Source organism: Thermoanaerobacterium thermosaccharolyticum DSM 571 (assembly GCF_000145615.1).
GTDB classification, from domain to species: domain Bacteria; phylum Bacillota; class Thermoanaerobacteria; order Thermoanaerobacterales; family Thermoanaerobacteraceae; genus Thermoanaerobacterium; species Thermoanaerobacterium thermosaccharolyticum.
Window position 1 is genome coordinate 2,210,145 of record NC_014410.1, and the last position, 11,834, is coordinate 2,221,978.

Annotated in this window: 14 protein-coding genes; 7 read left to right on the forward strand and 7 right to left on the reverse strand. The window is 35.0% G+C overall.

Annotated features, from left to right (window positions below):
* Window positions 1–10 precede the first annotated feature (10 nt).
* Entirely contained in the window at window positions 11–1,405 is a 1,395-nt protein-coding gene (locus TTHE_RS11040; RefSeq protein WP_013298651.1) for a sensor histidine kinase, read from the reverse strand.
* A 9-nt stretch (window positions 1,406–1,414) separates the two neighbouring features.
* Window positions 1,415–2,092 (reverse strand): response regulator transcription factor, encoded by a 678-nt coding sequence (locus TTHE_RS11045; RefSeq protein ID WP_013298652.1) that lies wholly within the window; start codon window positions 2,090–2,092, stop codon window positions 1,415–1,417.
* Between the two features lie 112 nt (window positions 2,093–2,204).
* On the opposite strand from TTHE_RS11045, the gene nagA reads away from it, so the two are divergent.
* Entirely contained in the window at window positions 2,205–3,347 is a 1,143-nt protein-coding gene (gene nagA, locus TTHE_RS11050; protein WP_013298653.1) for an N-acetylglucosamine-6-phosphate deacetylase, read from the forward strand.
* Window positions 3,348–3,356: 9 nt separating this feature from the next.
* On the opposite strand, the gene TTHE_RS11055 is transcribed toward nagA, so the two are convergent.
* From TTHE_RS11055 to TTHE_RS11060, 3 genes are all read right to left on the reverse strand, one after another.
* Window positions 3,357–4,367: a LacI family DNA-binding transcriptional regulator gene (locus tag TTHE_RS11055; RefSeq protein WP_013298654.1), complete on the reverse strand. Its 1,011-nt coding sequence runs from the start codon at window positions 4,365–4,367 to the stop codon at window positions 3,357–3,359.
* A 128-nt stretch (window positions 4,368–4,495) separates the two neighbouring features.
* Window positions 4,496–4,630, reverse strand: coding sequence for a hypothetical protein (locus TTHE_RS14850; RefSeq protein ID WP_013298655.1), 135 nt, complete (start codon window positions 4,628–4,630; stop codon window positions 4,496–4,498).
* Between the two features lie 63 nt (window positions 4,631–4,693).
* Window positions 4,694–5,515 carry a Cof-type HAD-IIB family hydrolase gene (locus TTHE_RS11060; protein WP_013298656.1) on the reverse strand — a complete coding sequence of 274 codons (822 nt, stop codon included), beginning with the start codon at window positions 5,513–5,515 and terminating at the stop codon, window positions 4,694–4,696.
* Between the two features lie 202 nt (window positions 5,516–5,717).
* Between TTHE_RS11060 and TTHE_RS11065 the strand changes: the two genes are divergently transcribed.
* Complete coding sequence (locus tag TTHE_RS11065) at window positions 5,718–6,389, forward strand: DUF421 domain-containing protein (RefSeq protein WP_013298657.1); 672 nt, start codon at window positions 5,718–5,720, stop codon at window positions 6,387–6,389.
* A 5-nt stretch (window positions 6,390–6,394) separates the two neighbouring features.
* Complete coding sequence (locus tag TTHE_RS11070) at window positions 6,395–6,778, forward strand: DUF4363 family protein (RefSeq protein WP_013298658.1); 384 nt, start codon at window positions 6,395–6,397, stop codon at window positions 6,776–6,778.
* A gap of 35 nt (window positions 6,779–6,813) precedes the next feature.
* Here TTHE_RS11070 and TTHE_RS11075 read toward each other — a convergent pair whose 3' ends face one another.
* Window positions 6,814–7,983, reverse strand: a complete 1,170-nt coding sequence (locus TTHE_RS11075; protein ID WP_013298659.1) for a DUF6612 family protein — start codon at window positions 7,981–7,983, stop codon at window positions 6,814–6,816.
* Window positions 7,984–8,078: 95 nt separating this feature from the next.
* Window positions 8,079–8,657, reverse strand: a complete 579-nt coding sequence (locus TTHE_RS11080) for an HDIG domain-containing metalloprotein (protein WP_013298660.1) — start codon at window positions 8,655–8,657, stop codon at window positions 8,079–8,081.
* Between the two features lie 291 nt (window positions 8,658–8,948).
* Between TTHE_RS11080 and TTHE_RS11085 the strand changes: the two genes are divergently transcribed.
* Genes TTHE_RS11085 through panD form a run of 4 tightly spaced genes read left to right on the forward strand, consistent with a single transcriptional unit; the run spans window position 8,949 to window position 11,812 of the window.
* Window positions 8,949–9,794, forward strand: coding sequence for a Rossmann-like and DUF2520 domain-containing protein (locus TTHE_RS11085; protein ID WP_013298661.1), 846 nt, complete (start codon window positions 8,949–8,951; stop codon window positions 9,792–9,794).
* Window positions 9,787–10,611 (forward strand): 3-methyl-2-oxobutanoate hydroxymethyltransferase, encoded by an 825-nt coding sequence (panB, locus tag TTHE_RS11090; protein WP_013298662.1) that lies wholly within the window; start codon window positions 9,787–9,789, stop codon window positions 10,609–10,611. Before TTHE_RS11085 ends, panB begins: the two co-directional genes overlap by 8 nt.
* On the forward strand, window positions 10,608–11,459 hold the full coding sequence (panC, locus tag TTHE_RS11095) for a pantoate--beta-alanine ligase (protein ID WP_013298663.1): 852 nt from the start codon (window positions 10,608–10,610) through the stop codon (window positions 11,457–11,459). Before panB ends, panC begins: the two co-directional genes overlap by 4 nt.
* Window positions 11,459–11,812 carry an aspartate 1-decarboxylase gene (gene panD / locus TTHE_RS11100; RefSeq protein ID WP_013298664.1) on the forward strand — a complete coding sequence of 118 codons (354 nt, stop codon included), beginning with the start codon at window positions 11,459–11,461 and terminating at the stop codon, window positions 11,810–11,812. Before panC ends, panD begins: the two co-directional genes overlap by 1 nt.
* Window positions 11,813–11,834: the final 22 nt, after the last annotated feature.

Sequence of the window (11,834 nt, forward strand, 5' to 3'; positions counted from 1 at the left end):
ATGCCATCATTTAAACATTTTTAACAGGTATTGTTATGTAAAATTCAGTACCTTCCCCAACAGTACTTTTAACATCAATATGTCCTTTGTGAAGGTCTACAATCTCTTTTACAATAGCCAATCCAAGACCAAAGCCACCAGTTTTTTGCGATCTTGCAGTATCTCCTCTTGAAAACCTCTCAAACACCTTAGGGAGTGTTTCTTGACTTATGCCTATTCCTGTATCTGATATGGTTATGTAGACATTTTTATCATCAGAATCCAGATTTAGTTTCACAGTACCACCGCTTGGAGTATATTTTATGCCATTTTCCACTACATTGTATATCATTCTGTAAAATCTATCTGCATCTACGTCAGCAAAAATATTTTTATCACTTTCAAATATTAAAGAAACACCCTTTTGCCTTGCAATTGCTTCAAGATTTTCTACAACATTGTAAGCTATCTCACCAATATTTTCCGTTTTGTTTTCTATTGAATGAATTTTATCAATTCTAGCTAAGACCAGCAATTCATTTACAAGCCTAGTCATTCTATCTACTTCTGAATTTATATCCTTTAAAAACTCTTTATAAACAGATATATCCACATTGTCACTAGATATAAGTGGTTCAACAAGGGCCTTTATAGCAGCCAACGGCGTCTTTAATTCATGCGATGCATCTGATACGAACCGCTTCCTTTCATCATCAATCTTCATAAGCTTTGTACTCATATCATTAAATGCATCTGCAAGCTTTCCAATCTCATCATTTCCGCGTATTTCTACTTTGTAATCAAATTTTCCTTCTGATATTACTTTAGTAGCATCAGTAAGCCTTTTTAAAGGCTTTGTAATAAAAGCCGCAACAATTAGGCTTAGTATGCTTACAATAGAACCTATAGCCGTAAAAGTGTAAATCATCCTCATTTTTATGGAGTACAAAAAATTCATGACATCATCAATTGAAGTAGACAATAAAATACTACCTACAATTTCGTTTTTTATAGTCACAGGAACTGCCGAATACATGGTCCAGCCAGAACCTGTAATATAATGAATACTCGTAGATCCAGAACCCTTGAGAGCAGATTTTACATCGCTGTAGTTATTTATATCTTCACCTTCCATTTCTCCATTGCCTGCCGAATCCACGATTACCTTTCCTTTTACATCAGTAAAAAGGATCCTTGAATTTATCTGGTTGGAATAGTCCACAATAGTCGGCTCAATCAAGTACGATGAAACGCCTATAAATTTTGAAACCAAATTAGCAATCATGTTGGCCTGCGTCAAATTAGTAACTCTTTCATTTGAAAGATAGCTTTCATAAATATTATTAAAAAGATAAATACCTGTCGATGCTAGTGAAATAATAAGAATAATAAAATAAACAGAAAAAATCTTCCATCTTATACTCAATTTATCACCTTATTTCATGTAGTAACCTGAACCCCACTTTGTAAAAATATGTTTTGGATTTGCTGGATCATCCTCTATTTTTTCTCTAAGCTTTCTTATATGGACATTTACCGTATTTGTATCACCATAAAAGTCAAATCCCCATATCAGATCCATCAATTTGTCTTTTGAATACAATTTTCCAGGATTTGAAGCCAGTAAAACTAATAAATCAAATTCTTTATTTGTAAGATCGATTTCCTTACCATTTTTCTGCACAATCTTGTCTGGAATGTTGATGGTTATATCGCCTATCTTTATGATATCATGTTTTTTAACAAAAGGTGATGTTGTTCTTCTGAACAAAGCCCTGATTCTGGCTATGAGTTCTCTAGTATTGAACGGTTTTGCCAGATAATCATCAGCTCCCATCTCTATTCCTACAATTTTATCTACATCTTCGCCTTTGGCAGTAAGCATTATTATAGGTATATTTGAAAATGACCTTACTTCCTTGCAGAGAGTAAGACCATCTATTTTAGGCAGCATTAAATCAAGTATCACAAGGTCAAAATTGCCACTTTTGATTTTTTCCAATCCTTCTTCTCCGTCATACGCATAATCAACGGAATAGCCCTCTTGAATAAGAGACAACCTCAAACCTTTGACAAGCATCTCTTCATCATCAATAATTAAAATGTTTTCCATATTGAATACCTCCTTTTTTTAGTATATCATATTCTATGCAAAAATAGTATATATGTATAAAGTTAATTGATTTTACGTTTAAATAAGTCTACAATTTAATTGAGGTGATAATATGAGCACATTAATTATTAATGGAAGGTTACTCCTTGACAACAATATCGTAGATGGCAAAGACTTATTAATTGAAGATAATAAAATTGCTGCAATAGGAAAAGGACTTTCTGGCGACAATGTAATTGATGCAGATGGCAATTACGTATCACCTGGATTCATAGACATACATATCCATGGATCTGCAGGCTTTGATACGATGGATGGAACTTTTGATGCAATAAACGCTATCTCAAAGTCTATTGCAAAGCGCGGTACTACGTCATTTTTACCTACTACAATGACAGAAGATAAAAACAAAATAAAAAATGCCATTAAAAATGTATATGAAAATAAAAATCGTGTTGAAGGCGCCGAAATTTTAGGTATTCACATGGAAGGACCTTTCATAAACCCGAAGCAAAAGGGCGCACAGGATGAAAAATTCATACTTAAACCTACAATAGATAATTTCTTTGAACTAGGGGGCGACTATATAGATATAGTCAAACTTGTTACAATTGCACCAGAAATAGATGGCTCACTGGAGCTAATAAAGTTCTTAAAAGAAAAAGGCATAATTGTGTCAGTTGGGCATACCGATTCTACTTATGATGAAGTAGTTGCCGGGTTTAAAGCAGGCATAACTCATGCGACACACGTCTTTAACGCAATGAGAGGTTTCCATCATCGTGAAGTAGGAACTTTAGGAGCGATCTTCGACCTTGATATAAGCGCCGAATTAATCGCAGACGGCATACATTCTGTATTCCCAGCCATAAGGACACTTTTGAAGCTAAAAGGCAAAGACAACACAAATCTCATAACAGATGCAATGATGGCTGCAAATTTAAGCGATGGAGTATATCAGTTGGGTGGTCAGGACGTCTATGTAAAGAGCGGCGCTGCCAGATTAAAAAGCGGTGTTCTTGCAGGAAGCACACTTACATTAGATAAAGCTGTAAAAAATATTTTAACAAATACTGATTTATCACTTTACGAATCAGTTGCACTTGCATCATATAACAGTGCAAAAGTCATAGGAGTACAGGACAGAAAAGGCCTTATAAAAGAAGGATATGATGCGGATATAATAATTTTTGATGATGATATAGACATTAAAAAGACCATCGTTGGCGGAAAAATAGTTTATGAAAAAAAATAGCTTAAGTGGCTATTTTTTTTCTTCACCATATCCTGTAGATTCCCTAACAATAAGCTGATGAGGCAAAATAACATGCATGTCATCTATTGGTTCTTTCGCAAGAAGTTTCGTCATAAGCCTCATGCTAACGGCACCTATATCGTATGCTGGCCTTTGAATTGTAGTTATCGTAGGCCTAAACATATAAGATAGATATGTGTTGTCAAAACCGATAACATGAATATCTTCTGGAACGCTGAAACCCGAATCAAATATAGCATTTATTGCGGCAGCAGCCATTTCATCTGAAGCAGCAAATACTGCATCAACATTGTTTTCCAACAATTTAAGCATCGCAAGGTATGCTTGCCTTGCTTTGAAGTTACCCTCTACTACAAGAGAAGGTTTAAATCTTATTTTTGCCTCTGATAGCGCCTCTTTATATCCATTTGTCCTCTGAACGCCTCCAATAGGATCATCAAAAGGACCAGATATCATGCCTATTTTTTTGTGCCCCAAAGACAATAAATACTTGACGGCATCGTATGAAGCTTTTTTATTATCTATATTGACATTAGGAAACTCGGACTCAGCATCTTCTGTACCAGCTAAAACTATCGGTATCCCTATATCATGAAGCTGCTGCTTCACAGACTCTCTTATGATGTCCCCCATATATATGATACCATCAACCTGTTTTTCGCTTAAAATCTCTATATAATTCATCTCTTTATCTTCTTTTTGGTCTGTATTGCATAAAAATATATTGTAGGAATACATGCTAGCAATGTCCTCAATCCCTCGTACGACTTCAGGATAAAAAGGACTTGATATATCTGGTACGATAAGCCCTATAGTATGAGTCTTTTGAATCTTTAAACTTCTAGCGAGAGCATTCGGCTTATAGCCAGTCTTTTTTATAGCATCCAATACTCTTTGTTTTGTCTCATCAGTAACAACAGCACTATTATTTAAAACCCTGGATACTGTAGCTATAGAAACTTTTGCTTCTCTAGCTACATCTTTAATTGTAGCATTCACTATTAACCACCTCTAAGTTATCGTTTTCTCATACCTTATGGATATTTTACTTTTTAAATGAAAATTTGTCAATAGATTTTCGCAAAAATTTACATTGTTTTTCATAAATCAACAAAAAAAGACGAAGATCATTTGTCTTCATCTCCATCTTCATCTTTCTTAGAGTCTTTTAAAACAAGTATTGGAATAAACGACATGGCCATGTATATAATGCCTACAACTAAAACTACAAGAATGCTAAGTTTTAAAATCAGCTGCTCCACAAAAACCACCTCCGGCACTATAAAACCTAATATATTATATGCAAAAGGTGGTTTTCTGATATTCTACACAGCCAAACTTTGTTGCCTTGCAAAAATTTTGTTTATCGCAAAAGCAACACCATCATCATTATTTGACTTTGTAACAAAATCTGCCTTTATTTTGACAAGTTCCGGTGCATTTGCCATCGCAATGCCAAATCCAGCATATTCTATCATAGATAAATCATTTAGATTATCACCAACAGCTGCAACAAGATCTCTTTTTATATTGTACATATTTGCCAGTGTCTTTAATGCATTGCCTTTGCTAACTCCTTTTGCATTTATTTCCAGATGACCGCCTCCTGATGTGGATACTAAAACTATTTTTGATAACTCATCATAAACCTCAGGTTCTACAGGGGCAGGATTTTTTATGTCGCCTATAGCATATATTTTTGCAGTGCCTTTGCCAGTTTTTCTGATGTATTCAGCAAGATCACCAACAGCATCTACTTCGACCCTATTAAAAGACAAATACCATTCTACTTTTTCGTTAATCTCTTCTACAACTAACCTGTCATCAATATAGAGATTTACCTGATAGCCACTATCCTTTAATATATTGATGGCCTTAATAGCATCCTCAGACTGTATTGGATTATAATAGTACACTTTTTTAGTGTAGGCATCTTTTATAAGTGCTCCATTGAAACATATGACAGGTGCATTCACTTTAAGCTCTAAAGCATATGGTAATATTGATGAAAACATCCTACCTGTGGCAATTGTGTAAATGATCCCCTTTGATCTTAACTCGTTTATAGCATTAATATTTGCTTCAGATATTTTATTATTGCTATCTAAAAGGCTACCATCCGCATCTGTTACAAATAATTTACACATATATTTCAACCCCTATATTTATTTTTCTATACTATATTATAACAGTTTGTAAATTTACATACTATATCATAATCTAACATAAAACGTTAACACTGAAAATTTTACATTTTAATTTTTTATTTAACGATCTTTTCTACAACGTATATTTTATGATAATACTCTCAAAATATATTTATGACACATTAAAAGGAAGGATGGGATTATGCTTATAATATTTTTTCGCACGCTAATCCTTTATTTTTTGGTAGTAGTTGTCATGAGAATAATGGGAAAACAGCAAATTGGGCAGCTGCAGCCATATGAATTAGTGGTAGCGATAATGATAGCAGATCTAGTTGCCGTACCGATGCAAAACAAAGGCATACCGCTTTTGACTGGTATCATACCTATTTTAACTCTACTTATATCACAGCTTTTTTTGTCGTATATTTCAATGAAAAGCCTTCGTGGTCGGGAAATGATTTGTGGTAAACCTACAGTTTTAATAGATAAAGGTAAAATTTTGACAAAGGAGCTTCAAAAAGAAAGGTACAACATCAATGACCTCTTGGAAGAACTGCGAGTTATGGGCTATCCAAATATTGCTGACGTTGAATACGCAATTTTAGAGACAAATGGCTGTTTAAGCGTAATACCCAAAGTAGACAAAAGACCTGTAACGCCAAATGACTTAAATCTGACGCCTCAATATGAAGGTCTGCCTCTTCCAATCATAATTGACGGAAAAATCATACACAAAAATATGGAAATGGCAAATGTAGATATGAAATGGCTCAACGATCAATTAAAGATGTGGAACGTAAATAACATAGAGAATATAATACTGGCATCCCTTGATCCAAATAACATATTGACGGTATATAAAAAGGAGTGACATTGATGAAATATGTAGTTCCTTTGATTGTAACAATAACAATGCTGATAATATTTGTCGATATAACTTCTTACAATTACTTATATGTTTCATCTAGCAGTATAGAAAAAAAGCTTGAAGCCATAGAGAAAGATATAGAAAGTGAAAAATGGAGCAGTGCTAAATCATATGTCAATGATTTAGAAAAAACGTGGGGCAAAGTAAACAGCAAATGGGCAATTTTAATTGAACACAGAGAAATTGATGACATAGACATGAGCTTATCAAAGCTTAAAAGCTTCATTGACTCCAAAAATAAAGACTTAAGTCTTGCAGAACTAAAAACTCTAAAAGAATTGTACAGTCATATACCGTCAAATGAAAAACTTACCCTTGAAAACATACTATAAAAACCCGGTTTCCCGGGTCTTTATAGCATACACAATTAATTTTGTGCTGGAACTGTCAATTCTTTGGCGTTTTTAGCATCGTCAGGCAACACCACATTGACATTTTCATTAACATTTGAGTAAACCATAGAGCCACTGACCATTTCCCATTTCAATGGCATCTCGACTCCTCCGACCTTCGCTCCTTGCTTATAAGCGATTTTTAAAATCATATCAAGCTGATTCACCTGATTTGTATTTGCGTCTATATAATAGACACATTTTTCATACACCCCATCAACTAAATCGCTGTAGGTCATACCATTTAAGATGTTTCCAAGCCCAAGAGCTTTTATCAAATCATCGACTTTTGACATATCTGTAATTTTAGTGTATGCATATACTACATTTACTGTTTTGCCGTTTAAATAGCTTGTTCCTGCATACCTATAAAGTACGTCTTTGCTGAAGAGATTATTTTGTTGCTGCAATTTCTCCAAGTTCGTGATGTTAGACATGCCGGGAACACTCATATAACTCCACTGACCATCCGGTGATTTTACATAAACCTTGTCGCCCATCATGTACTCTTCTACGTTCATCGAACCTGCATTTGGAATAGTCATGCTTATTACTTCATGGATCCCCTGATCTAAATTGAAATCAGCGTATACCTGCGCAGAAACTGTGTCAAATGGCAATGCTACATCATTGTTAAAACCAACATTAATTTTCATATTGCCATTTAAGCTACCACTTTTAACCGTTGTATTCTTAGTATCATCTATCATATCTTTGACTTTGCTGTAATTGTCGAATATCTTTGACAATATCTGCTGCCCTTCATCCACCGTAACCTTCCTATTCAGCGGAACATCTTGAGGAATCAAACCTTCTTCTAAGGCATAGACGTATTCAGACCCTTCTACCTGATGTGCGTCGATCATAGACAGCCCATAAAATCTGCTTAATATCGTCGCTATCTGTTCATACGTAATAGGTTCTGAAAGCATCAAATTTCCTTTTCCATCACCTTCTAATATATGATTGTTTTTCACGTACTGTGAAATATCTTGTCCAGATAAATCAATTCCATATCCTTTTACAAGATCACTTACAAACTCTTGTCTTGTCATGTATGATGACGATGTCTGTGCTGCTAAGCCAAATACTGGTATGGCTGCAACCAACATAACTACTAAAAAGATAGTAATAAACTTTTTCAATAGTACTCCTCCTTGACTATTTTGTTAAGTTTTAATCAACTATATTTTACCACTTTACCATATTTTAATCAATAAAAATTTTCTAAATTTTTGAATCATAGATTGCCTTTTAAACCTATCTCATCTGCCACATTTCTCATGCCTATGATAGTTTCTTCTATCACTTTATCTAAATCCATACCCAATAACTCTGCACCTTCTGATATAACATCTCTATTTACTCCTGCTGCAAAACTTTTCTGCTTCCACTTTTTCTTTACAGATTTAACCTCTAAATCAAGTATGCTTTTGCTGGGGCGCATAAGCGCTGTAGCTGTAATAAGTCCAGTCAGCTCATCGATTGTGTACAAAACCTTTTCCATTTTATGTACTGGTTCTACATCTGAGCACAGCTTCCACCCATGGCTTTCTATTGCATGAATGTACTCTTCAGGCCATCCACGTTCCTCCAATATTTCTCTTACCTTTTTACAGTGCTCATTTGGATACATCTCATAATCTAGATCGTGAAGAAGCCCTATGATGCCCCATTTTTCCTTGTCTTCACCAAATAGCTCAGCAAAATGCCTCATAACTGCTTCAACAGCCAATGCATGTGTAATAAGGCTTTCGCTTTTATTGTACTCCTTTAATAACGCATATGCTTCATCCCTATTTATTAAAGCATTCTCCATAATGCAATACCCTCTTTCGTATAATATTATTTTTAAATAGAATTATACCATATGGATGGATATTATCAAAATTATGAATTCGTTAAGCAAATTTTATTGACTTTATCAAAGCAAAGTGCTATTTTATTTATGATGGTATCCGCAATGGAACCATACCCAAGACTAAGATTTTGAAAATTAAGCCTCGCCAGGATCATATGACCGGGACGGGAGATAAAAATTGGTGTATTATGCCTTCCGTACGGAAGGTTTTTTTATTATCTCCCGATCATATAGGAAGGGAGTGATAAATTGAAAATCGGTTTCATTGGAGCAGGTAAGGTTGGCACAAGCCTCGGCATTTTATTGTCAAATTCTTCAATAAAAGTCTCAGGATATTTAAGCCGTAATCTTAGTTCTTCACTCAAAGCATCATCTTTGACAAATTCCAATGCTTTCTTAAAATACGAAGACATCATTAATGAGTCAGAAGTGATCATAATAAGTACAAACGATGACAGCATATACCATGTCGTTGAAGAAACCTTGAAGTACAAAAATTTAATAAATAATAAAATCTTCGCACACTTGAGCGGCTCAATTTCTATTGATGTACTAACACCATTAAAGGAATATGGACACACAATGGTTTTACATCCTGTACAGACATGTCCGTCAATAGAATCCGCAGTCTCTCTGCTTCCTGAAAGTTATTTTACTGTTGAAGGCGACGACATTGCTGTAGATGCCGGAATAAATATAGTCAAAGCGATAGGGGCAAAGCCAATAGTGATTGATGGTGTAAACAAACCTCTATATCATGCATCATGTGTTGTGGCATCAAATTACCTTGTGACATTAATAAAAGCTGCCAATGAACTGCTAAAAGCTTCTGATTTTCCAATAGAAAAGTATCCAGATATGCTTTTGCCGTTGATACGCGGAACTTTGAAAAACATAGATGAAAGCGGATGTGACGCATCACTATCTGGTCCCATTGCTAGATACGACATAGATACGATAAAAAAACATATAGAAAATATAAAAGACGATGAAATCTTAAAACTTTACAAAGTTATGGGGTTAGCCACAATAAAATTTTTCAAAAATCCAGGTGATGCAAAAATGACTGAATTGGAGGAGATATTTAATGAATGATAAAGTTACTGTTTCTACTTTGAGAAAATATAAATCAGAGGGCAAGAAAATAACTGCTTTGACAGCATATGATTTCCCGACTGCAAAAATACTAGACGAATGTGGCGTCGATATGATATTGGTAGGTGATTCCCTCGGTATGGCAGTATTAGGCTATGAAAGCACGATACCTGTTACAATGGATGATATGGTTCATCACACAAAGGCTGTTACAAAAGCAGCGACAAGAGCTTTTATCATAGCTGATATGCCTTTTATGTCATACAACATCTCTAAAGAAGATGCACTAAAGAATGCGGCAAGGCTTATGGCTGAAGGCGGTGCGCAATCTGTAAAATTGGAAGGAGGTATTGAAGTAGCTGACACAGTAAAATCTATCGTAAATGCTGGCATACCTGTAGTAGGACACTTGGGCCTTACACCTCAATCTGTAAATCAATTGGGAGGTTACAAGGTTCAAGGCAAAGACGATAAAAAGGCATCAAAATTGAGAAGTGATGCAAAATCTCTTGAGGATGCCGGTATTTGCGCTCTTGTACTGGAATGCATTCCAATGGATTTGGCAAAAGAAATTACTGAATCTATCTCAGTCCCTACAATCGGGATTGGAGCAGGTCCTTATTGCGATGGTCAGATACTTGTCCTTCACGATATGATGGGGCTGACGCAAGGTCATAAGCCAAAATTTGTGAAGCAGTACGCCAATATTGATAAAATAATCAGGAATTCTGTCAACAATTATATTTCTGATGTACGGAATAGCCTATTCCCTACTGAAGAATACTCATTTACTTCAAGAAAGAGTGATGCAAAATGATAGTCGTTAAAAAGATAAGCGATGTAAGAGAAGCCATAAAAGCTCAAAAAGCACAAGGTAAGACAATCGGTCTTGTTCCAACTATGGGATACCTCCATGAAGGGCATCTTTCGCTTGTAAAAAAAGCCAGGGAAAATTCTGACTTCGTTTGTGCCAGCGTATTTGTAAACCCAATCCAGTTTGGTCCAAATGAAGATTATAATAAATATCCAAGAGACATTGAAAGAGATATTAAGCTTTTAGAAGAGAATGGCTGTGACCTCGTCTTTATACCATCAGTTGAAGAGATGTATCCAAATGAGAGGCTTACTACAGTAAGTGTAATTAAAATCACAAATAAACTGTGCGGCGCATACAGACCAGGGCATTTTGATGGTGTATGCACAGTAGTTACAAAGCTTTTTAACATCTTTACACCAGACATTGCAGTCTTTGGTCAAAAAGATGCACAGCAGGTAGCAGTAATCAAAAAAATGGTAGAGGATTTAAATATCCCAGTTAAAATAATTGCTTCACCTATTGTCAGAGATAAAGATGGATTAGCCCTAAGTTCAAGAAATGTGTACTTAAGCGATGATGAAAGACATGCTGCATTAATTTTAAACAAATCGTTAAAAGAAGCTGAAAAGATTCTTAAAAGCGGCGAAAGAAATGCAGAAAACATAATAAGTCGCGTCAAGAATATTTTAGAAAGTGAGCCACTCTGTAAAATTCAATACGTATCATGTGTTCATCCAGATACACTTGAAGATTTAACGGCAATAAACGATAAAGCATTGATTGCTATTGCATGTTATATAGGAAATACAAGATTGATTGATAATCTATTATGGAGCGTGGATGTATAATGCAGAGATTCATGATGAAGTCAAAAATTCACAGAGCAATTGTTACAGATGCCAACTTAAACTACATGGGCTCTATCACAATAGATAAAAAATTAATGGACCTTGCCGATATTTTGCCTGGAGAAAAAGTACAGATTGTAAATAACAACAATGGTGCAAGGTTTGAAACATACGTCATAGAAGGAGAGGAAAATTCAGGTACTATATGTTTAAACGGTGCTGCGGCAAGGCTTTGCATGCCTGGGGATATCATAATAATCATTTCGTATGCTGTAATGGAAGATGAAACAGCAAAAACGTATAAGCCAAGAATAGTATTTGTTGATGAAAAAAATAGGCCAAATAACATTTAAAAGGGTTCATTTAGAACCCTTT